The sequence below is a fragment of the Methanolobus sp. genome (genome assembly GCF_016278365.1).
GTDB lineage: Archaea > Halobacteriota > Methanosarcinia > Methanosarcinales > Methanosarcinaceae > Methanolobus.
In genome coordinates this window covers 39963-52542 of the sequence record NZ_JADQBZ010000016.1, presented here as the reverse complement: position 1 = coordinate 52542, position 12580 = coordinate 39963, and the positions used below count along the sequence as shown (strand labels likewise).

The following is a 12580-nucleotide window of genomic DNA, read 5'->3' as shown; positions in this document are numbered from 1 at the left end:
GACCATTTGGTGACAAGAGCCAGTTTTGCGCAAAAGAGATCTGGAAGACCGAGATTGTGGACCGCAAGCCAGCATATACCAACATTCGCATCAGTGCGTTTCGCAGCAGGTCCGTTGGCCACCGGACAAAGATCGCGGATATGGGTATCAGCAGCAGTGGTGTGGAGGTGCGGGCATGATAGTCGATGTCAAACAGATGAGAAAAGAGAATTGCGGAGGGGTTTGATGGAAGAGATCATAGATGCTGCCAAAAAATATAGGGCAGCGGGGATAATCGTTCACCCACTTTCCTCACCAAAGGACCACAAGCCATCTCCAGGAAAGCGTCCACTGCTTTCCAGATGGCAGAAGCTGGCCACAAACCCTTCTGATGAGGAGCTTGACAACTATTTTGTCAAGAAGGACTATAACATCGGTGCAGTGTGTGGAAAAGCATCTGATCTTATGGTAATAGATGTTGATTGGTATATCAAGGGCATGTGGGACGACATCTTAAAAGGCGTTGATACATCTGACTGGGTGAAACAGCACCGGACATCTGGTAGATGGCACTGGTTGTTCAGGTTCAACCCGGCATTGGAGCTAAAGCACGCCAAACCACTGGGCATAGATCTGCTTGGAGAGGCTGGCAACGTCGTCATGAGCCCGTCGATACATGAGGCTGGCAGTGTTTACAAGATGGACGGAGATATCACAAAAAGGCCGCAGATCCCCAACAAGGTGATATCCAGCTTCATGAAATGGCTGAACACCTACCAGGAGCTCCGGATGACACTGAACAGGAGCAGACCGGCCTTTAAAGAGTTCTTTGAGTCCGTTTTTGTAAAAGATGACCTCGGAAAGGATGCAGATGGTAACAAGATACCCAATCCTATGTATCATGACCTTAGCGTGTTCAGGGACATGGAAGGAAGGCAGAGGATGTTGCACATCTGTGCAGAGCTTATGGCAAACGGCGCTGACCAGAAGCAGATGATGCTGTTCTGCATGATGGCGTTTGGTAACGAGTTCGATCGGGAGACCAGTGCGTATCAACTTAAAAAGATCGATCCTGGCGCAACTGCAAAGACAGCCTCGATAAAAGCCGACCCCGTGCTTTCCCAGTTCCATAGCCCCAGCAGATCGGACACAGTCGAGGACGAGTACAGGAACTACTATTCGGTCGATATAGGAGCAAATGGCAAGGCCAATATAAAGTTGAACCTGGCAGGTATTGCAGCGGGTGTCACAAAGAAATTGCTTGTGATAAGCTATGCAGAGCAGCTTTACATCTACCAGGAAGGATGCTATGTGGAAGGGCTTGTTGCCATCAAGTCTGAGATACAGAACATAGCAAAGACCGTGGGATACACCGGGCCCCTGTCGAGGGTCACCAGTGAGATCATTCATTATCTGACGTATGAGACACCCTACAACGAGTATCCTTTCAACCAGATAGACAATATGATCCCTGTCAACAACGGTGTGGTCAAGTTTTGCTTTGATACAGGCGATGTGGACCTGGTGTCACATGACCCCAGGTATATGTTCAATTACAAGCTCCACGCCGACTTTGATCAGAGCACCATGTCTGATGAGATCCACGAAAAGATGGTAACAGAGTACGTGGCTCCCGAACATATTGACATATTGTATCAGATCCCGGCACAGGCACTCCTGCAGATGGCAAGTGAACCGTACAAGAAAGCGTATCTTATCCAGGGCGACCCCAACGCCGGCAAATCCACTTACCTTCAGTTACTTGAACGGGTCTTTGGGATGGAGAACATAAGCGCAGAGTCGCTGCAGTCACTCAGCGAGAACCGATTCGCCAAGGCAAATCTGGAAGGGAAGACACTCAATATCTTTGATGATATGAGTGACATCCCCATGTCAGAGACCGGGACGTTCAAAACACTTACTGGCAAGCGGTGGCACTCTATCGAGAAGAAGGGTAAACAGGCATATATGGCCCCACTTGGAGCACTACATGTTTTCACATGCAATGCACCGCCGTCTTTTGATAAGAAGGTCAAGAACGACACTGCCTTCTGGGACAGGTGGGAATACGTGTTCTTTCCCTACTGGTTTGAGAAGGATCCCGATTTCACTGTGAAGATGTTCGCTGCTGAAAACCTATCTGGCTTTTTATACAGAGTGATAAAGAAAATGATAGAGATCAAACGTAACGGCCTGGTGGTCAGAAGTTCTGCAGGTGAGGTTCGTGAGATGTGGAGCTACAATTCTGATCCGATATACCAGTTCCTTCAGGAAGGTCTCGATCATGAGAGAAAGGGTGTGAACGTGAACGTCGCAAAGGAAGACCTGCTTGATTCGATCTTCCGCTGGGCCCTGGCCAATGATGTGGACACCGGAAAGATACCCTCGACAACGACCGGGTTGACACAATCGGTGGACAAGTACGAGGTGTATGCAAGAAGGCCGATCGATGAGAATGGCGTAAGGATACATACATACGAGCTGCCAGGAGCATGGAAACACGGTTTTGCTTTTGCAGCACCCGTGATAAGGCTCAAGACCGAGCAGGTGAAACTATGACCGTCTTGCACTGTGCCCGGCTTGTCCGGGTTATTTTGAGAATTGTTTTCTTGCGTGTATTTCCTATTATACTATACATGTCTTATTTTTCCATATATAAGGAGTTAGAGAAAAGTAAGACATGTCGGGCAGGGTACAAAGTCCCAGCTATTCAAAGGGTGGTAGCATGAACTTTGCTCCAGTATCCTGCATGTGCCTGTATTGCAAGGAGAGGACCTTCGTCACAGAACCGCTTGATAAGGTCACCTGCTCCAGATGTGAAGAAGTGGCGGAATTGGTCAGGGGGGAGAAGCTCGGGCCATCCAGGATTCCTGTCAGTCTAGGCGAGAAGGCCTCAAGTTTGCCTGTGGTTCAAAAAACAGTGGATAATTCGAAGACCGGCAACATCGGCAGAAAAACCCGAACTCATATGAAAAAGATATATCTTTCGAACATTGGAAAAAGGTGCGAATAAATGCAAGTCATTACTATGCCAGTGGGCGAGTTGAGACCATTTGCCAACAACCCGAAAAGGCATCCTGAAAGCCAGTTGACCATGCTTAAGAAGTCATTACGAGAGTTCGGCTGGACCAATCCTATCCTAATTGCATCAGACAATATGGTCGTAGCAGGCCACGCAAGGCTCCAGGCAGCCCTTGAGCTGGGATTTACCGAGGTTCCCGTAATAGCCCTCGACCTGCCTTATGAGAAGGCTGTGGCCTATGTGATTGCCGATAACAGGCTGGCTGAACTGGCAGAAACGGACACTGAGATGCTTGCAAGGCTGCTGCACGAGATCGCGGAGATCCCGGACTTCGACCTTGAAGCCACCGGTTACACGCTGGATGATGTGGACAGCCTGCTCGGGTCGATAACACCGGTCGAGGTCATTGAGGACAAACCACCTGAGCCACCTGAAGAGCCTGTGACAGTTCTCGGAGATATATGGGAGATGGGAGATCACAGATTGCTCTGCGGGGACAGCACTGACCCGGACCAGGTTGCAAAGCTCATGGGTGAGCAAAAGGCCGATCTGATATTCACTGACCCGCCCTGGAATGTGAACTATGGTGCAACAAAGCATCCTTCCTGGAAGCAGCGAAGTATCCTGAACGATGCAATGGAAACAGAGGACTTCAAAGAATTCATGATGGCAAGCTTTGCGTGCATGAATCGGTTCTCAAAGGACGGATGCCCGACCTACGTTGTGATGTCGGCTCAGGAATGGGGGAACATGATGCTGGCCCTCAAGGAGAACAGCTACCACTGGAGCAGCACGATAATCTGGGCCAAGGACAGGCTCGTCCTCTCCAGGAAGGACTACCACACCCAGTACGAGCCAATATGGTATGGCTGGAAGGAAGGAGCTCCCAGGCTGTGCCAGGTGGAGGACAGGAAACAGTCTGACCTATGGAACTTTGACAGGCCTTCAGCCTCTAAGCTTCACCCCACCACAAAGCCGGTGGTCCTGGTTGCAAATGCCATCGGTAATTCGTCCCGGCAGAGGGATATTGTCCTTGACCTGTTCGGCGGCTCTGGCACGACACTGATCGCATCACATCAACTCAATCGTGTCTGCTACGGAGTTGAACTTGATCCTCGGTATGTCGATGTCATCCTTCAGAGATATGTCAATCTGACCGGCAACAATGAACTGAAACGAAATGGAGAGATATTCACATGGGAAGACAAAAGGGCAGCTTAATAATAGCTGAAGTATCCGAACCGCTCATCAAACTGCTTAAGGCCGGTGTCCCTGTGATCCATGCCTGTGATGCTGTGGGCATCGCTCCTACCACCTATTACGACTGGATGAAGCGCGGAGAACAAGAAACAACGGGGCAGTATCATGATTTCTACCTGCAGACAAAAAAGGCCAGGGCAGAGGCCATTGCCAGGAATGTTGCCATCATCCAGAAAGCAGCACCCCATACCTGGCAGGCTGCAGCATGGTGGCTTGAGCGCAGTTGTCCTGCTGAGTTCGGTCGGCGGGAAGTTGAGATCAATATGACCCAGAACAATGTCGAGATCAATACAGATGAAACAAGAGAGAGAATCACTAGCAGAATCAATAGCATTGCTGCCAGGCTCAGAGCGCCAGAAGATCTTGAGTGATATCAGCGACGAGGAGCTCCCAAAGCTAGAATACGACTGGAAGTTCTGGGCCCGGTCCAACCAACTGCCACCTGAAGGAAATTGGCAGTATTGGCTGGTGCTCTCGGGGCGAGGCTGGGGTAAATCACGAGTTGGAGCCGAATGGGTCCGTGACAGGGTAGAGTCCGGCAAGGCTCGCAGGATAGCCCTGGTGGCCCCAACAGCAGCAGACGCCAGGGATACCATGGTGGAGGGAGAATCTGGAATATTGTCAGTTTGCCCACCTTGGAACCGGCCAGTCTATAAACCATCCAAACGCAGGCTCACCTGGCCCAACGGTGCGAATGCTTTGCTTTTCAGTGCCGAGGAGCCGGATAGGCTGAGAGGTCCACAGCACGACACTGCATGGTGTGATGAGATAGCCGCATGGAAATATCCTGACAGGACCTGGGATATGCTGCAGTTTGGCCTAAGGGCGGGGGATGATCCAAGAGCTGCCATCACCACAACTCCCCGGCCAATTCCACTTGTCAAAGCACTCTTGAACGATTCCAGCACCCACGTGACAAGAGGGTCTACCTACGAGAACCTGTCCAACCTGGCACCTGCCTTCATCGACGTGATCATCAGCAGATACGAAGGGACCCGGCTGGGTAGGCAGGAGCTCAACGCAGAGATCCTGGACGACAACCCGGATGCACTATGGACAAGAGATGTGATCGAGAACAACAAGGTCACGAAAACTCCTGAACTGGTCAGGATAGTTGTGGGCGTGGACCCGGCGGTCACGTCCTCCTCATCCGCAGATGACACAGGCATTGTTGTTGCAGCTGTGGATGAGCGTGGGGAGTACTATGTGCTGGGGGACCATACCATCCACTCAACACCGAAAAAATGGGCGCAGGAGGTAATTGCAGCCTACTACAAACACTCTGCAGATCGGGTGATCGGGGAAGTGAACAATGGAGGGGAGCTCGTGGAATATACGCTTCGAACGATCGATCCGAATGTTTCCTATAAGTCGGTTAGGGCCAGCCGGGGAAAGCAGACCAGAGCCGAGCCTATCAGTGCTCTGTACGAGCAGGGCAAGGTACATCATGTGGGATCCTTTTCAGCTCTTGAGGACCAGATGTGTGACTGGGTCCCGGGAGAGGGAAGTAGCCCGGACCGCGTGGATGCTCTCGTGTGGGCTCTCTCAGAGCTTAGCAGATCGAGGTTTGGAGCACAGGAGCTGGACCTGTCAGCACTTATCAGAACAAGACCCAGGTGAATACATGAGACCAAAACTTTATGCAACCGTGAGCAAGAATACGACCGCAGTACTTCATCGGGTGATGAGAGAGCAGGATTGCAACAAGAGCCGAGCTGTGGACTTCATTGCGGAATATTATTCGAAGATGCAGAACGATCTCAAGAAGAAACAGTTGGAGGAGACTGCCGAGCTGGTGATTGAGAAGCTTAAACTGAAGAAGTTAGTATAAGCATTCGAGTTTCATTCCTCGCACAGAAAGGGAGGGATATAGTAATCTACAAAAAACGCAACGATAATTAATACTGCATCTATTTTGTAAAATCTCAATACCCAACAGATAGAAAAAAGAAAAGTTTGTGGTTAATTGGACTAATTGTCTACCACAGAATTCCTTATAAGTTTTTTATAACTCAAGTTTTCGTCCTTTTAGCAAAAGCCATAACGTAAATGACAATTCTCCAATGACTCCTGGCACGACAACTATCATCATAAATATCCCTGCATAATCAGCATAGTTACTCAGGACGAAATGTGCAAAACTATCAATCAAATATCCAATAGATGCGATTACTAACAATATGCCTATAAATTTAGGTATATATCCTGAGATAATAATCAGATAACCAAGCACAGCAAGATGAAGGCCAAAAAATATTAATCCTATCAACCACGTGTCGTTGAAAGCATGTAGAAGCGACATTACCTGAATCTGTAACTGACCTGTACTAAGCTGTGTCAAATAGTTGGCATCTCCAAAAAGGCGCAGAACACTGAACAAATTGAATAGAGCTATTCCAAAAATGGTTGCATTCACCAGTCTTAACCAAGCTGCAAGTAATGAAAGACTATTGCTTACAGGTTTCAGAAAAATATAGAGTGCCCAAGCCACAACCACATCAAAAATAACCATGATTATGAAACCCAGAATTCCTAGGCGTAATTGGCTCATATTAGCCGTGATGTTGTTTACGGTTGTGGCAGCATTTTCCGGTACAAACAGATTCATAAGAACAACAAAATTAGCTACAATGCCAAGTACAAAAATGATAAGATAACTTAAACCGGCAATTATTGCAACTTTACGTAAAGATATATCATCAACAATTTGATTTGTCATTTATATCTCACCAATAATTAAAATGGAAGCATTTATTATTTATATGTTATCACATACCAAATAATTGCACATGTTTTTATTAATAATATATAAATAGAGTACTTTTTTTACTTTGATGAGATAAATAATTCTGATTAACAATATATTTTTTAACTAAAAACAATCATAGCTTTTGATATGAAGGTTTTCAACATCTTCTACGCATAGCCAACCTTGAATCGTATTTTTGTCTACTATGAGACGTTTGTTACTATTTTAAAAAATTAGAATGAAAGAAAAGGTAAGTGTTAAAATCTACTTACCAATTTCCTCACCTCTTTTGTCCTGAAATTGAATCTTCCATCACTTTGAATCCTATCCTTCATTCGCTTGAGGGTGCTCCTTTGCATTATTCCATATTCTCTTGCTTCTTTTGGAGTCAAAGCCAATATTTTCTGTTTAATGGATTCCTCATCAATGAATGTCTGGGCTCTCTGAAGCTCTAATTCCTCTTCATCAATATTGTTTGCTTCTTTTCCGATGTAGAGAATGCCATCTGCATGGACATGTTTTCTCTCCAATATGCCAATATCCCCTTCAAACTTATGTTCAGGGTGCTCTGCATACTGTAATATGGTTTTACTCAACGACTTGAAATAGTGTGATCCTTGCATGATCTCTCCTGTTTCATAGTCAATGAATGGCTCATGCACTATTGTTTGAGGATCGTCACAATAAGGAGCTAGAGGTTTGATTGCTTTTCCATCTTCCTCTATTGCCTGAAAGCCAACCATACAGAAATTGAAAGGCTTGATCTGCTCCTTCCAAGGTTTGCCTTTATTGAGCTTCTTGAACCTGTTCCATACATTAGGAGTGCTAACAGCAAGCTTTGAAATAGCATAGAGGTTAGAGTGCTTCTCTTCAATATCTTTAGGTTTTACTTTTCCATAATGGACATTTAGGATGTCAAGCCATATTTCCTCTTGTCAGTCCTCCTTATTTGAGAATGGATTTTGGACCAAAAGGTACCCCAACTGCCTGAAGTATTCCTATCATGTCAGGTTCCTTAGAATCTATGTGTAACTGATTATTTTAAGAAACAGGAGTAGAATATAAGTATATTTATTTCCTATATACTGACAAAACTACAAAGAAGGACTCTAAGACCTTTCACTTCCTTTTAAAAGAAAGCGATGAGAAAAAATGACAGGCAAAGAACATTTCAACATGGAAAGGGAACAACTGGCAAGCAGGACCGGCTTTATATTAATATCAGCCGGATGCGCCATAGGCCTTGGTAATATATGGCGTTTCCCTTATGTTACCGGCCAATACGGAGGGGCGGCTTTTGTCCTGATCTATCTCGCATTTCTCGTATTACTTGGGCTGCCAATCCTCATCATGGAATACTCAATAGGTAGAGCAGGTAAGCTGAACATTGCCGGGGCCATGAGACAACTGGAGCCTGCGGGCAGTAAATGGCATGTTTTCGGATACATGGGGATCATAGGGAACGTGCTGCTCGTTATGTTCTATACTACTGTAGCGGGCTGGGGACTTGCATATATGTATTATTCAATGGCAGGAAACTTTAACGGGCTTGGACCTCAGGAGATAGCTTCTTTTTTCGGGGCTTTCCTCGGTAACACCATAGAAATTGTTTTCTGGATGGCCTTTGTCGTGTTTACCGGGTTCTGGGTATGCTCAAAAGGACTTCGCAAAGGAGCCGAGAAGGTAAGCAAGTATCTTATGATAGGTCTTTTTGTGATTTTGCTGCTGCTGGTCTTTAAATCTGTGACACTTCCGGGAGCTTCCGCAGGAATTAGTTTTTATCTTGAACCCGACTTCAGTCTTATTGACAGGGACGCAATCTCCGCAGCCATGGGACAGGCTTTCTTCACCCTAAGTGCAGGTGCCGGAGGAATGGCTATATTTGGCAGCTATATAGGGAAGGAGAGATCCCTCCCCGGCGAAGCCATTAATGTGGTTGCGCTTGATACTTCTGTTGCCTTGCTTGCAGGACTTGCTATATTTCCTGCAGCTTTTGCCTTCGGGATTGAACCCGGCTCAGGACCTCAGCTTCTTTTTGTGACCCTCCCCAACATATTCAACCAGATGGCCGGAGGACAAGCGTGGGGTTTCCTATTCTTCGCGTTCCTATCTTTTGCTGCTATGTCAACGGTTATTGCAATATTTGAAAATATAATGGCCTTCACTATCGATGAGTGGAAATGGAACCGCAGGAAGGCATCTATAATTAATGCCATCGCCATATTCATCCTTTCGCTCCCGTGTGCATTGAGCTTTGGTCCTTTAAGCGGTATACAGCCATTTGGCCCCGGCAGTGGGATATTGGACCTGGAGGATTTCATTTTCAGCAACAATATCCTCCCCATAGGTGCGATCTCGATCGTAATGTTCTGTACACTAAAAAGAGGCTGGGGATGGGACAGGTTTTTAGAAGAAGCAAATACAGGAATAGGAGGGAAAATCCCCAGGTGGGTCAGCCCCTATGTACGATATTTACTGCCTTTAATTGTTCTGGTCATACTTGTACAGGGATGGATGAACATACTGAACTGAAAAAGAGGAACAGAACCTATATAGGATCAGATCTGATAAAATACCACTTAAAAGAGAAAGAGGCTGTAAAACCCCTGATGACCTGAGGTTGAGGAGGGCTTAAGCCCAAGACCTGTCAAACGTTCATGGCTATATTGCCGAAAAGGCAGAATTTGTGTTCGGGGCTGTCCATCCAGGGTTTGAGAATATTTATACCGGCATCCATTATTTTTGAGGCTGCAAATATCTGCGTCATGGTGATCTTGTCTTCCTCGAACATGTCCCCTATTTCCTTCATACCGGCTACGAACCCCTTCTCGATAAGCATTATAGGATCAAGACCTGCTTCCAGTGCTTCTCTTGCAGCACATTCAGCTTCTCTCTTGTCAAGGCTTAATATGGCATGTTTTGCCATATTGATAATGTCCGGGCCGGTCAATTGTGAAGTTTGCATATTATAACAACCTTTTATTATATAATAAATCTGATAATATTAAGATGTATATAGTTCTTTTGGTAATGTCACATTTTATGGGTGCCGGAGCAAAAATCCAGGCGGTAGTTCTTCTCTACGTGAACTACCACCGGTTAAAACCGATGGCTTCCTACTTCGTTCCCCTGGCTTGTGCCAGTGAGTCCATCGGCTCTTCCCGCAGTTCCTGCGGTGTTTAAGTTACTCAATGCTATTTTCTTGATGTTGATAGATGCATTGATGTCTCTGTCTGTAAGATTGCAGATTCAATAGCAAACCGTCTTCTGTAAACAGTACTAACCTTTCTTGGAGGCCTGTTAACTCCATAAAAACAAAACCAAGGTTCTCACATCCATATTTACCTCTTTTACCTTTCAGATACTTGATACCAATTACAATATCCAGGTGAACTTCTTCTTTTGAGCATTCCTCATTACATATTCAGCAGACCTTGCTTTTCTGCCATCAAGTAATTGTTTGATTTCTTTTCCCTTCCTTACTACGGGTGTAATGGGAGGGACCTCATTGTTCTGTAAGAACTCGAATACATCTAGAGAGTAGAACTCACGCTCCAGACAAAGCACCTTGATACAGAGTTTCAGTTCCTTGATAAGATCTATAAAATAAGTGAGGTAATCAACCTTTGTTTTGTTCCTCTCAACAGGGAAAACTGCAAGAGTATATTTCTCTTTCTAATCTATACTTAATTTTCATTATGAGAAAGAGAATTTCGATAGGTATATATATACTCAGATAATATTTTTAGAAGTATGCGGGAGAATCCCACAAGTACAAGAATTGTAGGATATCAAAAAGTATAATAAACAATGTCGATACATCATTATTTAGATTTAATTTAATGATATGTTTACTATACTGTGCAATTACTTTACTATGTCAGAAGGTAGTTTCGATAAGGGTATATCATATCATATAAGATATTAAATCGGACACGGGGAGTGAATAAAAGAATGTTTAGGGCACCCTATTACATTATTTTGCCCCCTCCTGTGAATAAGTAAAACATTATTCCCAATTTCCCACCTTGAACCCAAAATCCCCTTAAAGTCTCTAAACAACTCCATCAACCCAGACGAGGTGGTTTACTTGGTGAATAATGTGGAATTGAAGACAGGAGCCTCCCAAGGGCATCAAAACTCCACATGATGCCCTTTCCTTTTACGTATACATCACATGCGCAAAAACAGTCCGGATGCTGCATCAGCTTGACAGTAGGATCGAATGGCTTTGATCTGCCACTAGTCTTCATCTTTTCTTTTTGAACATCACTGAGAGTACTTGTGGCATATTTTAGCTTTGTTTTTATCCGAACAAGTATGAGCTGTTTATCAGTAATTAACTTTAAATAATAAAAAGTATTAATTAGTATTTACTGTTAAAAAGGATTTGTTAAAAATAAGCACAACCGGTAAAGACAAACAGAGAAGGAAGGATCACAGACGGATACCGAAGGCATAAAATACACTAATCAGCGGATAGAGATCCTAGAGTTCCTCAAGGAATTCGACGGGCATCCAACCGTCGATGATGTGTACGAAGGCGTGAGGAAAAAACTGACCAGGATCAGCAAAGCCACTGTATATAATAATCTGAGGTTCCTAGCCGAGAAAGGCCTTGTCAAAGAGGTGAATATCAAGGGAGTTTCCAGGTTTGAGGCAAATCTTGTACCGCACCACCACATCATATGCATAGGTTGTGGGAGGATATCTGATTACGAATCAGAGGAACTGACAGATTACTCGCTGAAGATAGCGGGGGATATAGAAGACTTTGAAGTAGAGACTACAGATACGAACTTTTACGGATTCTGTAAAGAATGTAGGGAGGATTAAATATGGAAGAAGTATGCACAATGCCACTTATAGGCGAAGACGCACCATCATTCACAGCAAAGACAACCATGGGAGAGATCAATTTCCCAAAAGACTACAAAGGCAAATGGGTAATCCTGTTCAGTCACCCGGCAGATTTCACGCCGGTATGCACAACAGAGTTCATGACATTTGCAAGCATGCAAGGGGATTTCAAAGCGCTGAACTGTGAACTCATTGGATTGTCCATCGACAGCATCTATGCACATATCGCCTGGCTTCGTACCATCAAGGAGAAGATAGAATACAAAGGGATGAAGAATGTAGAGGTGACTTTCCCTGTCATTGAAGACCTCAAGATGACCGTTGCAAAGAAATTCGGCATGCTCCAGCCAAGTGCTTCCGATACCCAGGCTGTGAGAGCGGTATTCTTCATGGACCCGAAGGCCAAGATAAGGGCTATACTCTACTACCCGCTCTCAAACGGAAGGAACATGGACGAGGTTATGAGACTGCTTAAAGCCATGCAGAAATCTGACGCTGAAGGTGTTGCAACACCGGCTAACTGGCAGCCTGGGGAAGATGTCATCATTCCGCCGCCGGGATCATGCGGAGTCGCAAAGGAGAGAGTTGAGACCAAGGATGCAAACACATACTGCCTTGACTGGTTCATGTGCTTCAGGAAACAATCCTAAATATCGTATCATTGAAAAAACAGGTGGCAAAAATGGGAACTAAAGGAATCCAATTGCTCG

Annotated in this window: 14 protein-coding genes and 1 pseudogene; 10 read left to right on the top strand and 5 right to left on the bottom strand. The window is 45.3% G+C overall.

The features are described from left to right. The first annotated feature begins 225 nt into the window (after positions 1–225). The 6 genes from QZZ22_RS13660 to QZZ22_RS13635 all read left to right on the top strand — a co-directional run bounded on the left by QZZ22_RS13660 (position 226) and on the right by QZZ22_RS13635 (position 6092). Positions 226–2538 (top strand): DUF5906 domain-containing protein, encoded by a 2313-nt coding sequence (locus QZZ22_RS13660; RefSeq protein WP_292465898.1) that lies wholly within the window; start codon positions 226–228, stop codon positions 2536–2538. 166 nt (positions 2539–2704) lie between these two features. Next, the gene (locus QZZ22_RS13655; protein WP_292465896.1) at positions 2705–2992 is read left to right on the top strand and encodes a hypothetical protein; all 288 of its coding nucleotides are present in this window, start codon (positions 2705–2707) and stop codon (positions 2990–2992) included. Continuing rightward, the gene (locus tag QZZ22_RS13650; protein WP_292465894.1) at positions 2993–4222 is read left to right on the top strand and encodes a site-specific DNA-methyltransferase; all 1230 of its coding nucleotides are present in this window, start codon (positions 2993–2995) and stop codon (positions 4220–4222) included. After that, positions 4198–4632, top strand: coding sequence for a hypothetical protein (locus QZZ22_RS13645; RefSeq protein WP_292465891.1), 435 nt, complete (start codon positions 4198–4200; stop codon positions 4630–4632). Before QZZ22_RS13650 ends, QZZ22_RS13645 begins: the two co-directional genes overlap by 25 nt. Continuing rightward, positions 4556–5881 (top strand): terminase family protein, encoded by a 1326-nt coding sequence (locus QZZ22_RS13640; RefSeq protein WP_292465889.1) that lies wholly within the window; start codon positions 4556–4558, stop codon positions 5879–5881. Before QZZ22_RS13645 ends, QZZ22_RS13640 begins: the two co-directional genes overlap by 77 nt. Before the next feature lie 4 nt (positions 5882–5885). Further along, complete coding sequence (locus QZZ22_RS13635; protein WP_292465887.1) at positions 5886–6092, top strand: hypothetical protein; 207 nt, start codon at positions 5886–5888, stop codon at positions 6090–6092. A 174-nt stretch (positions 6093–6266) separates the two neighbouring features. Here QZZ22_RS13635 and QZZ22_RS13630 read toward each other — a convergent pair whose 3' ends face one another. Together QZZ22_RS13630 and QZZ22_RS13625 are read right to left on the bottom strand one after the other, a co-directional pair. Then, positions 6267–6980, bottom strand: coding sequence for a DUF4386 domain-containing protein (locus QZZ22_RS13630; RefSeq protein WP_292465884.1), 714 nt, complete (start codon positions 6978–6980; stop codon positions 6267–6269). A gap of 287 nt (positions 6981–7267) precedes the next feature. Next, positions 7268–7753 (bottom strand): hypothetical protein, encoded by a 486-nt coding sequence (locus QZZ22_RS13625; protein ID WP_292465882.1) that lies wholly within the window; start codon positions 7751–7753, stop codon positions 7268–7270. A 409-nt stretch (positions 7754–8162) separates the two neighbouring features. Between QZZ22_RS13625 and QZZ22_RS13620 the strand changes: the two genes are divergently transcribed. Then, positions 8163–9542: a sodium-dependent transporter gene (locus QZZ22_RS13620; RefSeq protein ID WP_292465879.1), complete on the top strand. Its 1380-nt coding sequence runs from the start codon at positions 8163–8165 to the stop codon at positions 9540–9542. A gap of 115 nt (positions 9543–9657) precedes the next feature. Here QZZ22_RS13620 and QZZ22_RS13615 read toward each other — a convergent pair whose 3' ends face one another. Continuing rightward, positions 9658–9975 carry a B12-binding domain-containing protein gene (locus QZZ22_RS13615; RefSeq protein WP_292465876.1) on the bottom strand — a complete coding sequence of 106 codons (318 nt, stop codon included), beginning with the start codon at positions 9973–9975 and terminating at the stop codon, positions 9658–9660. Between the two features lie 77 nt (positions 9976–10052). On the opposite strand from QZZ22_RS13615, the gene QZZ22_RS13610 reads away from it, so the two are divergent. Further along, positions 10053–10193, top strand: a complete 141-nt coding sequence (locus tag QZZ22_RS13610; protein WP_292465873.1) for a hypothetical protein — start codon at positions 10053–10055, stop codon at positions 10191–10193. 59 nt (positions 10194–10252) lie between these two features. On the opposite strand, the pseudogene QZZ22_RS13605 reads toward QZZ22_RS13610, so the two are convergent. Both QZZ22_RS13605 and QZZ22_RS13600 read right to left on the bottom strand, forming a co-directional pair. After that, positions 10253–10679 (bottom strand): annotated as a pseudogene (locus QZZ22_RS13605) (ISH3 family transposase); the annotation flags it as partial. Positions 10680–11077: 398 nt separating this feature from the next. Next, positions 11078–11263: a hypothetical protein gene (locus QZZ22_RS13600; protein ID WP_292465871.1), complete on the bottom strand. Its 186-nt coding sequence runs from the start codon at positions 11261–11263 to the stop codon at positions 11078–11080. 205 nt (positions 11264–11468) lie between these two features. Here QZZ22_RS13600 and QZZ22_RS13595 point away from each other — a divergent pair, with 205 nt between their 5' ends. Then, a complete protein-coding gene (locus QZZ22_RS13595; RefSeq protein ID WP_292465906.1) occupies positions 11469–11846 on the top strand; it encodes a transcriptional repressor in 378 nt (125 codons plus the stop codon). Between the two features lie 2 nt (positions 11847–11848). Then, entirely contained in the window at positions 11849–12520 is a 672-nt protein-coding gene (locus QZZ22_RS13590; RefSeq protein ID WP_292465869.1) for a peroxiredoxin, read from the top strand. Positions 12521–12580: the final 60 nt, after the last annotated feature.

What these genes read in the sequence shown, in the direction of transcription:
- QZZ22_RS13650 (WP_292465894.1), top strand. Translation starts at nt 2,993, where the DNA reads ATGCAAGTCATTACTATGCCAGTGGGCGAGTTGAGACCATTTGCCAAC.
- QZZ22_RS13660 (WP_292465898.1), top strand. Translation starts at nt 226, where the DNA reads ATGGAAGAGATCATAGATGCTGCCAAAAAATATAGGGCAGCGGGGATA.
- QZZ22_RS13615 (WP_292465876.1), bottom strand. Translation starts at nt 9,975, where the DNA reads ATGCAAACTTCACAATTGACCGGCCCGGACATTATCAATATGGCAAAA.
- QZZ22_RS13590 (WP_292465869.1), top strand. Translation starts at nt 11,849, where the DNA reads ATGGAAGAAGTATGCACAATGCCACTTATAGGCGAAGACGCACCATCA.
- QZZ22_RS13625 (WP_292465882.1), bottom strand. Translation starts at nt 7,753, where the DNA reads ATGGTTGGCTTTCAGGCAATAGAGGAAGATGGAAAAGCAATCAAACCT.
- QZZ22_RS13620 (WP_292465879.1), top strand. Translation starts at nt 8,163, where the DNA reads ATGACAGGCAAAGAACATTTCAACATGGAAAGGGAACAACTGGCAAGC.
- QZZ22_RS13635 (WP_292465887.1), top strand. Translation starts at nt 5,886, where the DNA reads ATGAGACCAAAACTTTATGCAACCGTGAGCAAGAATACGACCGCAGTA.
- QZZ22_RS13610 (WP_292465873.1), top strand. Translation starts at nt 10,053, where the DNA reads ATGGGTGCCGGAGCAAAAATCCAGGCGGTAGTTCTTCTCTACGTGAAC.
- QZZ22_RS13640 (WP_292465889.1), top strand. Translation starts at nt 4,556, where the DNA reads ATGAAACAAGAGAGAGAATCACTAGCAGAATCAATAGCATTGCTGCCA.
- QZZ22_RS13655 (WP_292465896.1), top strand. Translation starts at nt 2,705, where the DNA reads ATGAACTTTGCTCCAGTATCCTGCATGTGCCTGTATTGCAAGGAGAGG.
- QZZ22_RS13630 (WP_292465884.1), bottom strand. Translation starts at nt 6,980, where the DNA reads ATGACAAATCAAATTGTTGATGATATATCTTTACGTAAAGTTGCAATA.
- QZZ22_RS13600 (WP_292465871.1), bottom strand. Translation starts at nt 11,263, where the DNA reads ATGAAGACTAGTGGCAGATCAAAGCCATTCGATCCTACTGTCAAGCTG.
- QZZ22_RS13645 (WP_292465891.1), top strand. Translation starts at nt 4,198, where the DNA reads ATGGGAAGACAAAAGGGCAGCTTAATAATAGCTGAAGTATCCGAACCG.